This window comes from Rhodococcus sp. (in: high G+C Gram-positive bacteria), from assembly GCF_049299235.1.
GTDB lineage: Bacteria > Actinomycetota > Actinomycetes > Mycobacteriales > Mycobacteriaceae > Rhodococcus.
Genome location: NZ_JBAQXC010000352.1, coordinates 1 through 17,667, shown reverse-complemented (window position 1 = coordinate 17,667; position 17,667 = coordinate 1). Strand labels below are relative to the sequence as shown.

The 17,667-nt window shown below is 67.0% G+C and carries 17 protein-coding genes, 1 tRNA gene and 1 pseudogene; 7 read left to right on the top strand and 12 right to left on the bottom strand.

Annotated elements, in window-relative coordinates; genetic code table 11:
- Positions 1–1,113, top strand: a pseudogene (locus WAX14_RS22025) (peptidase M28); the annotation flags it as partial.
- A gap of 62 nt (positions 1,114–1,175) precedes the next feature.
- On the opposite strand, the gene WAX14_RS22020 reads toward WAX14_RS22025, so the two are convergent.
- Positions 1,176–2,096 carry a hypothetical protein gene (locus WAX14_RS22020; RefSeq protein WP_422630173.1) on the bottom strand — a complete coding sequence of 307 codons (921 nt, stop codon included), beginning with the start codon at positions 2,094–2,096 and terminating at the stop codon, positions 1,176–1,178.
- A 76-nt stretch (positions 2,097–2,172) separates the two neighbouring features.
- Entirely contained in the window at positions 2,173–2,667 is a 495-nt protein-coding gene (locus tag WAX14_RS22015; RefSeq protein ID WP_422630172.1) for a hypothetical protein, read from the bottom strand.
- Between the two features lie 121 nt (positions 2,668–2,788).
- On the opposite strand from WAX14_RS22015, the gene WAX14_RS22010 reads away from it, so the two are divergent.
- On the top strand, positions 2,789–3,397 hold the full coding sequence (locus tag WAX14_RS22010; protein WP_422630171.1) for a TetR/AcrR family transcriptional regulator: 609 nt from the start codon (positions 2,789–2,791) through the stop codon (positions 3,395–3,397).
- Here WAX14_RS22010 and WAX14_RS22005 read toward each other — a convergent pair.
- Both WAX14_RS22005 and WAX14_RS22000 read right to left on the bottom strand, forming a co-directional pair.
- Positions 3,394–4,914: a glutamate-cysteine ligase family protein gene (locus WAX14_RS22005; RefSeq protein WP_422630170.1), complete on the bottom strand. Its 1,521-nt coding sequence runs from the start codon at positions 4,912–4,914 to the stop codon at positions 3,394–3,396. The genes WAX14_RS22010 and WAX14_RS22005 overlap by 4 nt on opposite strands.
- 53 nt (positions 4,915–4,967) lie before the next feature.
- Positions 4,968–5,804, bottom strand: coding sequence for a M23 family metallopeptidase (locus WAX14_RS22000; RefSeq protein WP_422630169.1), 837 nt, complete (start codon positions 5,802–5,804; stop codon positions 4,968–4,970).
- 261 nt (positions 5,805–6,065) lie between these two features.
- On the opposite strand from WAX14_RS22000, the gene WAX14_RS21995 reads away from it, so the two are divergent.
- The 3 genes from WAX14_RS21995 (at position 6,066) to WAX14_RS21985 (ending at position 7,524) form a co-directional block, all read left to right on the top strand.
- Positions 6,066–6,138: transfer RNA gene (locus WAX14_RS21995), tRNA-Arg, on the top strand.
- 13 nt (positions 6,139–6,151) lie between these two features.
- Positions 6,152–6,949 carry an amidohydrolase family protein gene (locus WAX14_RS21990; RefSeq protein ID WP_422630168.1) on the top strand — a complete coding sequence of 266 codons (798 nt, stop codon included), beginning with the start codon at positions 6,152–6,154 and terminating at the stop codon, positions 6,947–6,949.
- A 116-nt stretch (positions 6,950–7,065) separates the two neighbouring features.
- A complete protein-coding gene (locus tag WAX14_RS21985; protein ID WP_422630167.1) occupies positions 7,066–7,524 on the top strand; it encodes a hypothetical protein in 459 nt (152 codons plus the stop codon).
- A 40-nt stretch (positions 7,525–7,564) separates the two neighbouring features.
- Here the strand turns inward: WAX14_RS21985 and mddA are convergent, their stop codons facing one another.
- The 7 genes from mddA to WAX14_RS21950 form a co-directional block, all read right to left on the bottom strand.
- Positions 7,565–8,347, bottom strand: coding sequence for a methanethiol S-methyltransferase (gene mddA, locus WAX14_RS21980; RefSeq protein WP_422630166.1), 783 nt, complete (start codon positions 8,345–8,347; stop codon positions 7,565–7,567).
- Between the two features lie 101 nt (positions 8,348–8,448).
- Entirely contained in the window at positions 8,449–8,778 is a 330-nt protein-coding gene (locus WAX14_RS21975; RefSeq protein ID WP_422630165.1) for a YnfA family protein, read from the bottom strand.
- Positions 8,775–9,803, bottom strand: coding sequence for a hypothetical protein (locus WAX14_RS21970; protein ID WP_422630164.1), 1,029 nt, complete (start codon positions 9,801–9,803; stop codon positions 8,775–8,777). Before WAX14_RS21970 ends, WAX14_RS21975 begins: the two co-directional genes overlap by 4 nt.
- Complete coding sequence (locus WAX14_RS21965; protein WP_422630163.1) at positions 9,800–10,993, bottom strand: ATP-binding protein; 1,194 nt, start codon at positions 10,991–10,993, stop codon at positions 9,800–9,802. Before WAX14_RS21965 ends, WAX14_RS21970 begins: the two co-directional genes overlap by 4 nt.
- Positions 10,990–11,256, bottom strand: a complete 267-nt coding sequence (locus tag WAX14_RS21960; protein ID WP_422630162.1) for a LuxR C-terminal-related transcriptional regulator — start codon at positions 11,254–11,256, stop codon at positions 10,990–10,992. The genes WAX14_RS21965 and WAX14_RS21960 overlap by 4 nt, the downstream gene beginning before the upstream one ends.
- 108 nt (positions 11,257–11,364) lie before the next feature.
- Entirely contained in the window at positions 11,365–12,129 is a 765-nt protein-coding gene (locus WAX14_RS21955) for a LuxR C-terminal-related transcriptional regulator (protein ID WP_422630161.1), read from the bottom strand.
- 65 nt (positions 12,130–12,194) lie between these two features.
- The gene (locus tag WAX14_RS21950) at positions 12,195–14,459 is read right to left on the bottom strand and encodes an ATP-dependent DNA ligase (protein ID WP_422630160.1); all 2,265 of its coding nucleotides are present in this window, start codon (positions 14,457–14,459) and stop codon (positions 12,195–12,197) included.
- A gap of 67 nt (positions 14,460–14,526) precedes the next feature.
- Between WAX14_RS21950 and WAX14_RS21945 the strand changes: the two genes are divergently transcribed.
- Positions 14,527–15,441, top strand: a complete 915-nt coding sequence (locus WAX14_RS21945; RefSeq protein WP_422630159.1) for a transporter substrate-binding domain-containing protein — start codon at positions 14,527–14,529, stop codon at positions 15,439–15,441.
- A gap of 3 nt (positions 15,442–15,444) precedes the next feature.
- Here WAX14_RS21945 and WAX14_RS21940 read toward each other — a convergent pair whose 3' ends face one another.
- Positions 15,445–15,876 (bottom strand): type II toxin-antitoxin system Rv0910 family toxin, encoded by a 432-nt coding sequence (locus WAX14_RS21940; protein ID WP_422630158.1) that lies wholly within the window; start codon positions 15,874–15,876, stop codon positions 15,445–15,447.
- 149 nt (positions 15,877–16,025) lie between these two features.
- On the opposite strand from WAX14_RS21940, the gene WAX14_RS21935 reads away from it, so the two are divergent.
- Positions 16,026–17,498: an FAD-dependent oxidoreductase gene (locus WAX14_RS21935; RefSeq protein ID WP_422630157.1), complete on the top strand. Its 1,473-nt coding sequence runs from the start codon at positions 16,026–16,028 to the stop codon at positions 17,496–17,498.
- The last annotated feature ends 169 nt before the right edge of the window (positions 17,499–17,667 follow it).

Genomic DNA, 17,667 nt, shown 5'->3' with positions numbered 1-17,667 from the left:
GTTCCCGCGCTGGGCTCCGTCCCGATCGGCGAACCGTATCGGCCCGGGTATTATCAACTCGACGCGGTGATCGCCGCGATCGGGGTGCTCACCATCGCGTATGTGGCGGTGCGCCGACGATTCGGGGCTTCGGCGTTCATGGTCGGAGCCCTGGTGGTCGTCACCGTCGTCGCGCTGGCGGGGCTTCCGTTCCTCGGCGTCGCGACTCTCCTGGCGCTGCCGGCACTGCCCGCGGCGCTCGGGGTGCTCGTCGCCGAGACGATCCCGCCGAGGTGGTCGCGGTGGCGGATCGTTCCGGTGGTCGTCGGGCTTCTCCCCGCCGCGCTCGTCGCCGTCCCCGCGGTGCTCGCGTCGTTCGATGCCGGTCTGACGTTCGGTGCGCCGCTTGCCGGGGCGTTCGTCGCGGTGCTGTTCGCGGTGCTGCTGCCGCTGACCGCACCACTGCTTCCGGGTGAGGGCGCCGCCCCCGTCCCCGCTGTCACCGTGGCCGCGACTGTCACCGTGATCGCGGTGGTCGCGTGCACGCTGCTCGGCGGCTACACCAACCGCGACGGTGCGACTGCACCGCGGCAGGAGGAATTGTTCTACGCGCTCGACGCCGACACCGGCCGGGCGGTGTGGGCGTCGTCGAGTCGGCCGCGGTCCGACTGGAGCGCCGATCTGCTCACCGAGTCCCCCGCACCGCTGCCCACCCAATTCCCGTGGCGCCAGAGTACTTCGCTCGCGCACGGCCCAGCACCGGTCACCGCCGTCGAACCACCTCGGATCGAGGTGCTCGGCGATGCCCGAGGCGATGACGGACGGGAGGTCCGATTGCGCCTGTTCTCCCCGCGCGGTGCCCCGACCGTGGGCCTGTGGGTCGACGGCGCCATCGTCCGCGAGGCGACCGTCGACGGCTCACCTGTCGACGTGGGCGACGACTTCGGGTTCCTGTTCACCACCGAGAATCCGGACGGTGTCGAGGTGCACCTGAAGCTCACCGATTCCGGAGAGACGGACGTGCGTATCGCCGACGTGTCCGATGACCTCGGCGTCGTGCCCGGCTATGCGGCACCGGAAGGCAAGGTCGTCGTCGGGCCGATCGTCGCTGTCACCCGTACCGCGCGGTTCTAGCGCCCCGTGTGCCTTTTGTGCCCCAGCAAGGGCCCAAAAGGCACACGGGCGGCGAAGCCGCGCTACGTGAGGATCTCGAACAGCGCCCGCGTTTCGGTGGTCAACCGGAACCTGCTCCCGTCGGTCTTGTCGTGCACCTCGAGTGTGCAGCGGCCGATCTTCGTGTTGCGACAATATTTCGTTCCGCCGGCCGGGTTGCAGTACTCGAGGTCGACGAACGCGGTGTCCGGCGCGGATACACAACCGTAGATCCGAGCCCGATCGTTCCCTGCGTCGAACCGCCATTCACTGGGTGTGTACTTGCCTCGATTACGAACGGCACGGAACAGCGAGGTCATGTTGTACTCGCGACCGTGGGCGCGCAAGACCAGCATGGTTGCCGATGGCGTGCGCAGCGGACCGATCTTCACCTGCGCTGTGGCAAGTTCGAGGAAGGCATCCGGCTCGCCGTCGAACCCAGCGACCTGGGCGAATGCGTACCGGTCGGTGTGGGCCGAACCCCAATTGTGGTTCTGGCTACCGATCCAGCCGTCGACGACAATCTCACGTCCGCCGACCGTCAGCGCGCCGTCGTACACCGCGAGCGGATTCGGAACGAGACTCTTGGCCTTCGGGAAGATAGCCGAGTACGCCCGGTACGGTTGCAGGAGTACAGGTTTGTGGTCCGAGGAATAGGTCAGGTCCCAGCCGCATTCCCGTCCCGCGGATCTTCCGTCGCCGGTCAGACTCCGGGGTGTGAGCAACGCATCGCCGATACGAACGTCGAATGTATCAGCAGAGAAGGAACATTCGCTGATGGGTACTTCTTCCTTCATCACCGTATGGTCGCCGGTATCACCGTCGAACAATATGAACCACAGTTCGCCGATCGAGGCTTCCGGCCGGCCTGCCGGCACGAAGGCGGTGTAGCGAATCCAGAAGGCGAGCGGTTTCGTCGGATGATTCGCGCGCTGGTAGAAACTCTCGTAGTGACCATTGCGCATACCGGTTCTGTATTGCGAGTGATTCAGCGCATCCACTCTTCGAAAGTCGCTGTCGATCTTCATATTCCACAGCCTCCTACACGGCCCATAGTACGAATCCGAATAGGAGCAGCACGACCAGGGAAGCGATCTCGGCGCCGACCCCCTTCGGCCCCGACGACTCGCCGGCGTACGAACTCCAGGTCGGGAACGGCAGTCCGCCGCCACCCGACGCTTCCAGTCGCACAGCGTGGTCGGCGTCGACCCGAGCGGCCGACCCGACCGGCGAGTTGTGGTCGATCAGGCGCCTCAGGTCGGGTTGGACGACGTCGACACGCATCCGCGCTGATCGAGCGATCTCGTCCGCGCTCGCGCCGGCGCGTTCACCTGCGAAACTCTCCTGATCGAGGAAGCCCCGGTAGAGGGTGAACCATTTCGCACGCAGCGCAGCCAGCAGGTCCGCCTCCGTCGCGAAGACTTCGGCCACTCCCGGTACGTCGGCATACGGCAGCGTGACCTGCCCCGCCTTCGCCGCGCGCTCGAGTACAGCATCGAGAGCGGCAGTTCTGCGGCGGTACTCGTCCCAACTCATCACGACCTCCTCGTGCACCACGATCGGGTGCTGCAACGTCCGGAGCACTTCGCGAACTTCGATTCGTTCACATACTCCGAGTCGGTCAAATACTTATGGTCGGAGAGTATTGTCGCGTACTGTGAACGTTGTCAAGTGCAGTCGCCGGGAGATGTACGCGGCCCTGACCAGAGATGCCGTGTTGGATGCGGCGCGCTCCCTCTTCGTCGAACGCGGCTTCACCGACACCTCGGTGCAGGACATCGCTCGGCGCGCCAACGTCAGCAAAGGCGCTGTGTACCATCATTTCTCCGACAAGCAGGCCATCTTCACGCAGCTGTTCCGCGATTCGCTCAGCGGCGGCCTCACAACCGTTGCGAACGCAATCGCGGACGTCACCGACCCCTGGGAACGCGTGGAACGCGCCCTGCACAGCTATCTGACGGTGTACACGGACGACAAGGAGGCGCGCGCTCTGCTGCAACAAGTCGTCGGTGTTCTCGGCGAGGAACGCACGTGCGCGCTCGACAACGAGTTCGCGCTCCCGATGATCCGGGCACTACTCACCGAACTCGACAACGCCGGGGACCTGAAACCGGTGCCCCTCGACACCACGGCCCGACTGATCTTCGACGTGTTGGGCGGCGCAGCAAAATCCCTCGCCGCGGCCGACGCGACCAGTTCGTCGGCACAGGAGATGGAAGACGTCATCCTGCACATGCTTGCAGGATTGCGCCTCAGTTCGTCCTAGTCACGGATGCTGCCCCATTCGTGCACCGGCAGGCCCCCGGTCATGTTGCGCACGTAGTCCCGCATCATCTCGGTGAGTGCCGCGCGACGATCCGCGCCGGCCGCCTCACGCCGGGCGACCTGTTCGCGCTGCCACGCCGCGCCCGTCCGGCGGGTCAGGCAACGCTGTTCGATGATCCCGAGGTAGCGGTCCCGTGCCCGGGACGACAACCCGAACGCCGTGAGCCCCTCGTGCGCCAGCGGCAGCAACCGGCGCAGCACCAGTTCGTCCGCGCCGACCCAGCCCAGACCCGGCCAGTACAGCCGCGCATCGAGCCCGCATTTCGCGCCGACACCCAAATTCTCTTGTGCCGCATCAAAACTCAATCGGTGCCAGATCGGCCGTTCGGCGTCGACGAGTCCACGCAGGGCGCCGTAGTAGAACGCGGCGTTTGCCATCATGTCGAGCACAGTGGGACCCGCCGGCAACACGCGATTCTCGATCCGCAAGTGAGGGTGACCGTCCGCGATGTCGTAGACCGGACGGTTCCACCGATAGATGGTGCCGTTGTGCATCTGCAGCTCACGCAGTTCGGGCACCCGGCCCGCCGCCAGATCCGCCTCGGGATCGGCATCGGACACCTCCGGCAACAGCGCCGGGAAGTACCGCGAATTCTCCTGGAACAGATCGATCACCGAGTCGATCCATCGCTCCCCGAACCACACCCTCGGACGCACACCCTGGTTCTTCAGTTCGAGTGTGCGGGTGTCGGTTGCCTGCGCGAACAGCGGAATCCGGCTCTCGTGCCACAGCGACTTCCCGGCCAGGAAGGGGGAATTCGCCGCCAACGCGACCTGGACACCGGCGAGGCACTGCGCGGCGTTCCAGTGCGCGGCGAACTCCTTCGGCGCCACCCGGAGATGAAGCTGCAACGACGTGCACGCCGCCTCCGGCACCACTGAATTGGTGTCCGCCCGCAAGTGTTCGATGTTGTCGGTGCCGGGCAGCGGTACCCCGTCGAGGTCGAGTTCGATGTCCTCGCCGCGCGCCGCGAAAATCTGCTCGTTGAGCGCCTCGTAGCGCGGATTGGCCGTGATCCATTCCCGGCCCAGATGGTCGAGTTCGAGAGTGGGCAGTATTCCGACCATGACGAGCTGTGCGTTCTGCCGGTGCATGCGCTCGTCGGCGCGACGCAGGGACTGCCGGAGTTGCTCCTCGAGCTCGAGCGTGGCGTCGCCGGTCAACGGACCGGGCTCGACATTCATCTCGACGTTGAATTGCCCCAGTTCCGTCTGGAATACGGCCGCATCGTCGAGTGCATCCAATACTTCGAGATTCGACATGGCCGGTGCCATGTCGTCGCGCACGAGATTGAATTCGATCTCCATGCCGAGCTGAGGTTCCGGGGGCTCGTGCACATCGACGAACGCGTCGTCGCGCAGCATCCGGTCGAGCACCGACACGCACGCCTGCACCTTGCGGCGAAACTGACGGCGGTCGTCGCGGGTGAAGGATCGTACGTTGATCTCGGTACCCATAACACCCCGTTCGATCCGGTGGCCGACGACCGTCAGCCTATCCCCGGATCGCGTCACACGGCGCGGTAGCTGCTCCAGTCGGCGACGACACCGCGGGTATTGAGCCATCCGTTCGGGTCGGTCTTGGTGCCGTTCTGGTCCCACACCTCGAAGTGCAGATGCGGTCCGGTGGACCAGCCCTGGTTGCCGACCGTGGCGATCTGGTCACCGGCGCTGACCCGCTGTCCCGCGGCGACCTGGTAGGTGTCGACGTGACCGTAGACGGCGGTGGTGCCGTCGTCGTTGGCGATACGCACCCACTGGCCGTAGCCGGAGGCCGCACCCGCGTCGAGGACGGTGCCGTCGGCGGCCGACTTGATCGGGGTGCCGATCGGCGCCGCGATGTCGATACCGCCGTGATGCGAGCCCCATCGCTGACCGAAGTCGGAGGTGAGGGTGCCCGACACCGGCTGCACCGTCGACGGAGCAACCGGGTTCAGGTCGTTCAGCCACTGGCCGGCTCCGCCGACCCGATCGATGAAGTCGGCGAGCGGAGCGGGCAGTTCCGGTCCGTGTGCGTGATCGTGATCGTGGCCGTGGCCGTGATCGTCGACGGGAGCGGCGACGCCCGGCAGCGCGGGGATCTCGAATCCGGGGGGCAGCAGGCCCTGAGGAACCTCGAACGGCAGCGAACCGGTCTGCACGGGAGCCGGGGCCGCGGCAGCGGTGCCTGCGGCGAGCTGGGCGCCGACGGCGAGGAACGCACCGGTCGCAGCGGCGACGGTGGCTGCCTTCACGGGAACCGACGGGCCGGTGGGTTCGATGCGGTGACGGCCTCGCTCGGCTGCAATGCCGGACACGTCGAAATCGAATACTGCCGCTTCGTCGCGTCCGCGCTGATGCCGTCCCACAGTTGCTACCCCGTCTTCGTCCGCTTCCGTCCGGATGGTTCCGGCCGTTCCTGGCGACTCAAGGTAACAAAACGATATCGCTCTGCGCCACCGTTACTTTCTCTTGATCTCGAGGATCGGGAACCGGACCGACTCGTCGGTTTCTCCACCGACCCGCAGACGCGACGTGAGCGGCGCAAACCAGCCACATCACCCGTCCACTGCCGCGACCGCTACACTCACAGCCGCGCACGGAATCGCCCTGTCGACTTCCCGCGCAACGCCCTCGTAGCTCAGGGGATAGAGCACGGCTCTCCTAAAGCCGGTGTCGCAGGTTCGAATCCTGCCGGGGGCACTTCCGTTCTAAGGTGCGCAGCGTGTTCGACGCTCACCTGCACATCATCGATCCCCGTTTCCCGCTGATCGAGAACGACGGATACCTGCCGCCCCCGTTCACCGCGACCGACTACCAGATGCGCGTCGCCGCGCTCGGTGTCACGGGCGGCGCCGTCGTCTCGGGGTCGTTCCAGGGATTCGACCAGAGCTATCTGCTCGACGCACTACAGATTCTCGGACCGGGATTCGTCGGCGTGACCCAAATTCCCCCGTCGGTGACCGACGACGAGATCGTTCGGCTCGACGCCGCCGGGGTTCGTGGGCTCCGGTTCAACATCCGACGGGGCGGATCAGCGTCCGCCCCCGACCTCGACTCCCTCGCGCGCCGCGTCCACGCCGTGGCCGGGTGGCATGCCGAACTGTATGTCGACGCCCGCGATCTACCCGAACTCGCGGCGACGATCGAGCGGTTGCCCGCGGTGAGCATCGATCATCTGGGTCTGTCCGCGGAGGGACTACCTCACCTACTGCGGCTCGTCGAACGCGGTGCCCGCGTCAAGGCCACCGGGTTCGGCCGGGTGGATCTCGACATCCCGTCCGCGGTGCGCGCTGTCGCCGCGGCGAATCCGGCGGCACTGATGTTCGGCACGGACCTGCCGTCCACGCGCGCGACGCGCCCGTTCACCGACACCGACATCGCGCTGCTCGTCGACGCGCTCGGTGCAGAACTCGGCGCTGCTGCGTTGTCCGACAACGCAGAAGCGTTCTACCGACTCGGCCGGCCACGCCAAGATCACCGAAACAACCCCCGTGTGCAGACCGGCCGATAGACTCGGCCGAGTCAAACGGTGCGCGGGACGCGCCGCATGCGCTTCGCAGATGTGTGCGTGGCGGAGCGCAGTGGTGGACGCCCGGACGTGACACACACTTTCGAGGAAGCAGCAGCATGAGTGCCCTGCGAATCACCCGTCGAATCCTTGCCACTGCGGCGCCGGTTGCGGCTGCCGTGCTCTTCACCGGTGTCCCGGCTGCGGCCCCACCCCAAGGGTTGGGGACCGCCGTCACCATCGGCTGTCTCAACCAGGGCAGCCTCGCGTCGTTCACGACGGTCACCGCGCAGGCCGGCCCGGAAACATCACCCGCGATCGGCGCCGGCGAAGTGTTGTTCGCGACCGGACCGGCACTGGGACCTGCCCCCGCGGCCGGGCAGGTCACCGTGGCCTGGCTCAACCGCGACACCGGCATGGCCGGACTCGCCGACCTGACCGGTACCTATCCGAACCTGTCCGCTCTGGTGAATACCGGCTCGGGCAACGTGGTGACCACGGTGTTCGGTTCGGTCGGCCTGGCCAGCGGACCGGTCTGCAATTCGACGCCGGCGACCGGAGCGATCGTCGTCCCGTGAGTACTCGGTCCCGACGCACAATTCAGTCCTGAGTGCAGGTTCAGGGACGGCCGGGTACACGAACCGGCGACATGCGGTGCCTGCGGGGCACGAGCATCGGCACCTGAGTGCGATAGGTGCGGTACCTGTCGCCGAACGTGTCGATGAGGTCGTGTTCTTCGAACTGCACGGCGACGACGATGTAGCCGGTGGTGACGGCGGCGAAAACCAGGTGCCCGACCGACATGGTGGGTGCCACCCAGAACGCGATCAAGAACCCCGCATACAACGGATGACGCACGATCCGATACAGGCGTGGGGTAAGGAATTCCGCTGTGGCAGCTGGCTTTCCGAGCTGATTCCGGATGACCTGCCGGACCCCGAAAAGGTCGAAATGGTCGATCGCGAAAGTCGACGCCAGCACCAGCGCGAAACCACCGAGCGAGACGGCGTAGAGGACGACGCGCAACCACGTCGTCTCGACGTCCCACACCTGCTGAGGTAGCGGACGCCACTGCCACATCACCAGTGCGAGTGCGGCGGTCGCGCACAGGACGTACGTTGCGCGTTCGATCGGTGGAGGAACGATGCGGGTCCACCGGCGTTTGAACCAGGGCCTGGCCATCACGGAATGCTGCACCGCGAAGATCGAGAGCAGCGCGAGGTCGATGAGCACGGCGACACCGGCCGATGCGGCCGGCCCCTCGTCGATGGTACGAGGAACGACGAGTCCTTCGACCCATCCGATGGCGTAGAGAAAGACCACGGCGAACACGCAGTAGGCGAGTATGCCGTAGCCGGTCATGGCGATTCGGGCCGGGCGGGACATGGTGTGAGTGGTCATGAGATCGAGTCTCGACACTCGCGCGCATGCTCGACAGACACCCGAGGGTGCATGTTTCGCCCCTCCAACTCAACCCGCCCCGACCACTCGATCCCTCCAACTCAACGCGGGCTGTACATGATCAACCCCACACCGACCAGGCACACCAGGGCGCCCGCGATGTCCCACCGGTCGGGCCGGAACCCGTCCATCACCACTCCCCACAGCAACGAACCGGCGACGAAGACCCCCCCGTACGCCGCGAGGATCCGGCCGAAGTTGGCGTCGGGTTGCAGCGTCGCGACGAATCCGTAGGCACCGAGCGCAAGAACGCCGGCCCCGATCCAGATCCAGCCGCGGTGTTCCCGCACGCCCTGCCACACGAGCCAGGCACCGCCGATCTCGAACAGCGCGGCAACCGCGAACAGGGCAAGTGATTTGGTGACGGTCACGCCGAAGACCCTACGTGCCCGGCCCGCCGGTGGCCGTCCGGCCCGAACTCCGCTCGTCGCACCGATTCCCCGCTCACCAGCACCGACGCCATTGCCGCCCGACCGGGCGGAAGCACCCGGACGGTGACCGAACCGTCGGTGACCGCGGCGAGTTCCTCGGCAATGTTCTCCTGAACCCTGTCCCGCACAGCGGGTTCGGCGTCGTCCATGCCGTGGTCGTCGAGCAGAACGACTTCGACACCACGGCGCCGCGCGGCGGACACCTCCTCCACCAGCGCAGCGCCTTGCAGTATCGGAGCACGCAAGGTGTCGCGGAGCCTCGATTCGAGCAGCAGGCATTCGAGACATTCGGCATCGTCGAGTTCCGCACCGGACGCGATGCGCCCCAGCAGTGGTCGCGCGAGTTCGTCGAGTCGGTCGAGTTGCGCATCGCGTTCCTCGATCATCGCCGACGCCGCCGCCTCCGCGGCGATCCGCTGGGTGGACTGCTCCCGCAGCGCATCGATCGATCGGACGACCGGCCGGATCGTGTACGCGAAGACCGTACCCATCAGAACGGGGGCAGCATTGATCGCCACGACCGCGAACCCGAACTTGGCGGCCTGCCCGGACCAGGCCATCGCGGTGGCGATCATCAACGCCAGACCCAGCCAGGCGAGCGCGACACGTCCCCGCACGCACATGAACGAGAAGATGATCTTCGACAGACCGAACGTCCACAGCGGCGACAGATCGGACATCGGCAGCGGACCGGCCATCAGTACAAGTCCGCAGGACACCGCACCGGTCGAAGCCAGCGCGATCGACGGCCCCAGCGGCATTGGGTCTCCCGGAACTGCCACGAGGGCAACAGCGCCGCCGATACAGACAGCCGCCGCAAGCACCGTCAGCCACATCGACCCGGCGTCGGGTGCCGCGTCGGCGGCCAGCAGAACGCACGTGACGGCATACATGGCGACCAGCGCCCACGCCGCAGGCGTACGCATGCCGAGCAGGTCGCGGATATCGGGGACGGCTCCGGTCATCGCGGCGACTCCTGCCAGGTGAGTGTGACGATCGTGCCTTTCCGCGGCGCCGACACGACCGTCGCGTCGCCGCCGAGCACTCGCATGCGCGCACCGATGGAGACCGCGATACCGAGTCGGCGGTCACCGATCCGGGCCGGATCGAACCCGACACCGTCGTCGACCACGGCGACAGTGAGCCCTCCGACAACGACGTCGACGGTGACCGAACGCACCGCGGAGGCGCCCGCGTGGCGGACGCTGTTGCGCAGCGCCTCGGCAAGCGCCGCAGCGACGGCGGTGACCACGTCGCGCGGATACTGCGCTGCGGAGGCATCGGGCGAGGCGTGCACGACGAATTCGACATCGTCGTCGACTTCGGTTGCGGCGGAACGAAGCCGGGCCACCACCGCATCGGCACCGGAGACCGGTTCAGGATCCGAGCCCTCACGGAGATCGTCGAGTTCGGCGATGGCGCGAGCAGCCTGCCCGCCCACTCGTTCACCGATCTCCCGCCTGCCCGCGGACAGCAACGTCGACATCACCCGGTCGTGGACGAGAGCGGCGAACCGCGCCCCTTCCGCGGATTTCGCCTCGGCCGCAGCCGCTGCGGCCACGTTTGCATGGGTCGTCGCGATCGTCGCGTCCAGGGTGCGGGCGGCTGCGAGTCCGACCGTGGCTGCGCCGACGAACATCAGCGAGTACGTCGCGACGAACGCGAAATCCGGTAGCGCGTCATGGTCGAACGGACGGTCGCGCACGACCCGATCCGTGGCATGCACCATCACTTCGACGGCGATCAGATAGGCGAACGGGCGCCAGGTTCGCCATGCCGCGACCGCGGACAGCGCGGGCAACCCGGGGAGGAGGGTGAGCCACAGGTAGTCGTCGGCGGCGATGAGCGTGCCGGTCCACGCCGGCCACCACAGCAGCGTCACCGCGACGAACAGCCACGCGTTGACGGCCGCGGCGCGGCGGATACGGCCCACATCCCGGTGGAACGTCGCCGCGCCCATCGCCAGGGCCGAGACGACGATCGCGGTCGCCGCAAGTGGCGTCCACCACGGGGCGACCACAGCGGCGGCGGTGGACATGTAGCCGGCAACGGGCACCAGGTAGAACAGGTAGCCGAGGACCACGAAGCGAACGAAGACACGCAGAAACCGGTCTGCCGTGGAGTTGTCCCCGTCGAGTTGGACGCAGCGGTTCACAATTCGTCGATGACGATCAATCCGTCCTGCAGGGCCCGGGCGAGGAGCGCCGCCTTGGTGGGGGCTTCTCGTCCCGCCAAGGCGTACTTGACCCGGATCCGGGCGATGTGGGTGCTCACCGTTGTGGACGCGACGAACAGCCGGGTCGCGGCCTCCGACTTCGAGTCGCTCATCAGCCATTCGCGCAGGATCTCCACTTCCCGTGCCGACAAGGCCGGCTTGACAATCACCTGGTTCACAGGGCGTTCGAGCGTGCTGGTCACGGGATCCTCCGGTCGTCGTGCGATCTACTGCGAAAGTACGCAGAGTGCGCGCCCGAGCCGAGACGGATCTTTCTCTGCCCAAGAAACCGGGGGCATTATTACCTTTGCTTACGACCTGCTCTGTTCCTCGGCCGGAGACCGTGGACGTTCCGGGATCGGCAGCCACCCGTCTTCCACGGCGCGCTTGTACAGGTCGGTCTTCGTCGGCGCGGGCCTGCCCGCCTCCGCGTACTTCTGGCGGATGCGCTGCAAATAGTCGTTGACAGTCTGCGCGGCGAGTCCGGTCAATCGGGCCACCCGGTCCAGCTTTTCCCCCGAGGCATACAGTTCGAGCACTTCGAGTTGGCGGGGACTCAACCCGACGGCACCGAGATCGGGATCACCGTCGATAGCCGCCGCCCATTCGGTGCTCACGACCTGCCCGCCGGACGCCGCCGTCCGGATCGCCTCGACCACAACGGCCGCCGGGGCAGACTTGCGGACCACCCCGAGAACTCCGGCGCGGGCGGCCGATCGCACCAGATACGGATTCTCCGCACCGGTGAATATCAACGTTTCCAGGCCGGCAGCCCGCAACTGCTCGACATTTCCCTTCGGCGACGAACCGTCCTCGAGCCGAAGATCGAGGACGGCAAGGTCCAGGCGAACATTCCGGGCGAGCAGTTCCTGCACCGTCGGTGCGGCGCACACCAATTCCAGATCGGGTTCGGTGGCGAGCATCGCGCCGAGGCCGAGCACCACGGACTCGTGGTCTTCGACAACACCGACCGCTCGGACAGGCAGTGCAGCATCGCCGGACACAGCAGCATCGCCGGACACAGCAGCATCGCCGGACACAGCAGGATCGTCGGACACAGCGGAATCTTCGGACATGAACGCCCCTCCCGATACCCGACACCAGTTCGAGAACGTTAGCAGGAGCAGGGGAAGGAACCGCATCAGGAATCGGTGCGTTGCACGTCCGAAGGGTCGATGTCGTCGCGCAATCCACGCCAGATCGGGTGCCGCAACCGTCCACCCTCCGTCCACGACTGGAAGCGCACCTCCCCCACCAGCTTCGGTGTCACCCATACCGCGCCGCGCGCGTCGACGTCCGGGATGCTCCCGGAGAACGGCGACATGCGCCGCCGCAACTTGGTCAGCGATGCCGTCAGTGCCGAGAGAGCACGATCGTCGAAGCCGGACCCGACACGCCCGACGAACACGAGGTCGTCGCCGTCGTACAGTCCGAGCAGCAGTGCTCCGAAGGTGGCCGCTCGGACTCCCTGACCGGTCCGATATCCCGCGACGACGACCTCCTGGGTCAGCCAGTTCTTCGCCTTGATCCACGCGGTGCCGCGTTTGCCCGGCAGATACACCGCGTCGCGCCGCTTGGCGATCACTCCCTCCCAGCCACGGTCGATGCTCTGCTTCAGCGCCTCCGGGCCGTCACCGGGCAGCACGTCCGGCACCTGGAGTCCCGGCGCGGCCGCACCGAGAAGTTCGAGTACCCGCCTCCGGTCGCTGTACGTCTTACGGAGCAGGGATGTCCCGTCGAGGTGAAGGACGTCGAACGCGAGGAACGTGGGGCGGCCGCCGGACTGCAACAACGGGAAACTCGTGACGTCGTGTGGGTCGAACGCGACGATCTCGCCGTCGAGGACCGCGGCGTGCCCGTCGAGGACCTGCGCGAGAATCCCCAGCGCCGGATACTCCGCGGTGATGTCCCGGCCGGACCGCGAGCGGACGCGCAGACCGCCGCCGTCGACTTCGACGACAGCGCGGATACCGTCCCATTTGCCCTCGAACGCCCAGTCCTGATGGTCGAGGGCGGTCACGTCACCGGGGGTCGCGAGCATCGGGGCGAGGTCGCGAGGAAGCGATCCGTACTGCGCCGTCTGCTGTTTCATGAGGTGGGCGAGCCACTGGGTGCCCTCGGTGCGGATCAGGGCGTACCGGCCGCGGAGACGACGGCCCTGCAACTGCACGATGACCTCGTCGTCCCGCCATTTCTCCGTGATGTAGGTTCCGGTGTCCCACACGGTCATCGTGCCCGCACCGTACTCCCCCTTCGGGATACTGCCGTGGAATGCGAGGTATTCGAGCGGGTGATCCTCGGTCCGGACGGCCAGGTGGTTCCGGCCGGGTTCGTCCGGCAGGTTCTTCGGCACCGCCCACGATGCCAGCACCCCGTCACGTTCGAGCCGCAGGTCGTAGTGCAACCGTCGTGCCCGATGTTCGTGGATCACGAATCGGTCGCCGGCGCCGCCGCGGGAAACACCGGCCGGTACCGGTTCGGGAGTGCGGGATGCGTTGCGTTTACCACGGTATTCGCCCAATGCATCCGTCCGGCCGTGTCCAGGCAGCGGTGGATCCAGGTCCGCAAGCAGGTCACCGTCGGCGTCGACGCGGGCGAGCACGTCGTCGAACCGCAACTGGGACAGACCCGGGTCGTCGAGTTCGTCCCAGGTGCGCGGGGCCGCTGCCCACGGTTGGTCGCGGCCCCGCATCGAGTACGGCGCGACCGTTGTCTTGGCGGGGTTGTTCTGGCTCCAATCGACGAACACTCGTCCTCCACGAACGGTTTTCGCCATCGTCGCGGTCACCAGGTCGGGGTGCAGTTTCTCCAGATTCGTCGCTACGGTGCGCGCGACGGTCGACGCACCGTCCGGCGGCAAGGGCCGCTCCAAGGGCACGTAGAGGTGAATTCCCTTGCTGCCGCTCGTCACCGGATATGCCGTCCATCCCAGTTCTGCGACCGTGTCGCGCACCAGACGCGCCACCCGCGCGCAATCGGACAGCCCGACGCCCTCTCCTGGGTCGAGATCGAACACGATGCGGGTCGCCGCTCCCGGTGCGTTCCCGGCGAATCGCCACTGCGGGACATGCAGTTCCAGCGCGGCCTGCTGCCCGAGCCAAGCAAGGGACGCCACGGTGTCGAACAGCGGATAGGTGACGGTGCGCTGCTTGTGACGCACCGTTCGACGGTCGAGCCAGCTCGGGGCGTGCGACGCCAGATTCTTCTCGAAGAACGCCTGGCCGTCGACGCCGTTCGGCCAGCGCTTACGGGTGCCTGCCCGACCCGCGACGTGCGGCAGCATCGCATCGGCGATCGCCACGTAGTAGCCGATCACCTCGCCCTTGGTGGTGCCGGTGCTCGGGTAGAGCACCTTGTCGAGGTTGGTCAGGTTCAGACGGTGGTCCCCGAACACGCGGGTCGGCATCACCTCATTGTGCCAATCGTTCGCGCTGATCTTGCTGGATCCGGCCGGGCAAGGCAGTATTTCCCGCGTGCTGACCCCGCTGCGGCGTCCGCGCGCCGCAGCGTCGATCGTTGCCGCCGCGACAATTCTTGCTGCCTGCACCGGCTCGACGGAACCGGAAGCGCTGTCCGCGACCACGACGTCGTCACCCGCACCCGCGGTGACCCGGATGCCGTCGACCGATGCGGCCGACGGTTGTGGTCCCGGTTCCGGCACCACCCGAACCGACGGGGTGCTGACCGTCGCCACCGACGATCCCGCCTACGCACCGTGGTTCATCGACGACGATCCCGCCAACGGCCAGGGATACGAGGGTGCGGTGGTCGCCGCGGTCGCCGAGAGACTCGGCTACGCACCGGAGCAGATCCGGTACGAGCGGATCGGCTTCAACGAGGCGATCGAGCCCGGAGACAAGTCCTTCGACATGGCGCTCGGACAGTTCACGATCGTCGACACCCGCCGTGACGCCGTCGACCTGTCGTCCCCGTACTACGCGGTCGGGCAGGCGATCGTGGCGCGAGGGGGCACGCCCGCGGCAGCCGCCACGTCGCTGGCGGAACTGTCCGGCTTGACATTCGGCGCGCAGCACAGCTCGACGAGCCTGTCCGCGATCACCGACACCATCCACGCCGCCGCCGCACCCGTCGCCTTCGCCACCACCGACGCCGCGAAGTCGGCGCTCGCGGACGGGTCGGTGGACGGGATCGTGGTGGATCTGCCGACGGGATTCGAGATCACCCAACAGATTCCCGGCACGGTACTCGTCGGTCAGTTTCCCCGGCCGAACGAGGTCACCGAGTTCTTCGGAATGGTCCTCGAAAAGAACAGCGCGTTCACGCCGTGCGTTTCGGCCGCGATCGACTGGCTGTACGCGGACGGCACCCTCGACGAATTCGCGACCCGGTGGCTCACCGATACCGCCGGGGCACCCGTTCTCGAATAGTCGTCAGCCGTAGAGTTCGGCGAACTTCCGCAGCGACGCCTCGAGATCGCCGCGCAACGTGCGCGCAACACCCGAACCGATCGGCCCGAACAGCGGTGCCCCACCGAGGTCGATCTTCAGCGACAGGTCCGATCCGTCGGTGGCGGCAGCGACCGCGAGCAGCAACCGGAATTTCGTTCCGCCCTTGCCGGTGCCCTTCAGCGCGAGATGGTGCGGCGCGTCGATCTCTTCGACCTTCCACGCGACCCTGTTACGCATTCCCTTGACGGACACCACCGATTCGGCGGTCGTACCCACCGTGAGCTGTTCGGGCAGGTCGCTGCGCCAGCCGTCATGGATCGTGAGCCATTCGCCGAATCGGTGCAGATCCGATGCGGTCGCCCAGGTCCGTTCCGGATCGAGCGGGACGCGGGTGGTTACCTCGAGTTTCGCCATGAGGGAGAAGCGTAGACACCGCGCCGCTCACATCGGTAGCCCGCATCTTCGCGACATAGGCCCGCTGGCCGGGAAATCAATTGTGCGCCGTTCCGGCACGCCGATAGCTTCCCGAACGACGCACACTCTGCATCCCCGAAAGGACCGACATGGTCGACATCACCCCGATCCACCCCATCCTGGCTGAGCACATCTCCGAATGGGCCTACGAAGCCGACGTCGTCATTGCCGGCTTCGGCGTCGCCGGCGCCTCCGCTGCGATTGCCGCCGCAGCCGAAGGCGCGAAGGTCCTGGTGCTGGAACGCACCGGTGGTTGGGGCGGTGCCGCCGCGATGGCAGGCGGCTTCATCTACCTGGGTGGCGGAACCCCCGTGCAGAAGGCGTGCGGCTTCGAGGACACCGTCGACAACATGAAGGCGTTCATGAAGGCCGCGCTCGGGCCGGGTGTCGACGAGGCCAAGATCGACGCGTACTGCGAGGGCAGTGTCGATCACTACCATTGGCTGGCCGACGAGTGCGGTGTCCCGTTCAAGATGAGCTTCTGGGGCGAGCCCGGCTGGGAGCCGCCGGGTGACGACGGCCTGCAGTACACCGGCGGCGAGAACGCCGCACCCTTCAACGCGACCATTCCGCCGGCGCCGCGCGGCCACGTTCCACAGATGAGCAACAAGCGCACCGGCGAGCAGGGCGGCGGCTACATGCTCATGAAGCCGCTCACCGACAAGGCTGCCGAGTTGGGCGTCGAAGCCGAGTACGACATGCGCGTGCAGGCACTGATCGTCGATGCCGGCGGTCGCGTCGTCGGTGTGCAGGCCAAGCAGTACGGCAAGGACGTCGCAGTGCGCGCCCGCACGGGTGTCGTGCTCGCGACGGGCAGCTTCGCGTACAACGACGACATGATCGAGGCGTACGCACCGCGTCTGATCGGGCGTCCCGCTGCCTCCATCGAAGAGCACGACGGCCGAGCGATCCGCATGGCTCAGGCCCTCGGCGCCGATCTCGCCCACATGGACGCCACCGAGGTCGCGTTCTTCTGCGATCCGCAGTTGTTCGTCCGCGGCATCCTGGTCAACGACCGCGGTCAGCGCTACATCAACGAGGACACCTACCCGGGCCGTGTCGGCCAGGCGACGCTGATCGAGAATCGGAACCAGTCGTTCCTCGTCATCGACGAGGAGGCGTACGAGGAGGGCATGACCCGCCCGACGGCCACCCCGGAGTTGCGGCACCGGCCCAAGTGGGTTGCCGAGACCGTCGCCGAACTCGAGACCGAGATAGGTCTGCCTACCGGCGCGCTGCAGGCCACCGTCGATGTCTACAACCGCCACGCCGCGGACGGCGAGGATCCCCTGCTCGGCAAGAAGCCCGAGTGGGTCAAGCCGATCGGCTCGCCTGTCGCAGCCATCGATCTGCGTGGAATGACCGGCGGCTTCACCCTCGGTGGCCTACGGACCAGCCTCGACTCGGAAGTTCTGCACGTCTCCGGCGAACCGATTCCCGGCCTGTTCGCCGCGGGACGCTGCACGTCCGGCGTCAGTGCCGGCGGATACGCCTCCGGCGCGTCCCTGGGAGATGGTAGTTTCTTCGGCCGCCGCGCCGGTATCAGCGCAGCGAAGGGCTGATCTCCACCGATACCCGTCTCCACCGATACCCGTCACCGCCGATACCCGTCACCGCCGTGGTCGACCCCACTCCCCCTCGATCGCGACGAGCCACCGCTCGACGCGATCGAGGGTTTCGGCGTGGCCGAGGGTCAAACCGAGCGCATCCTCCATCACGATGACGCGGGAG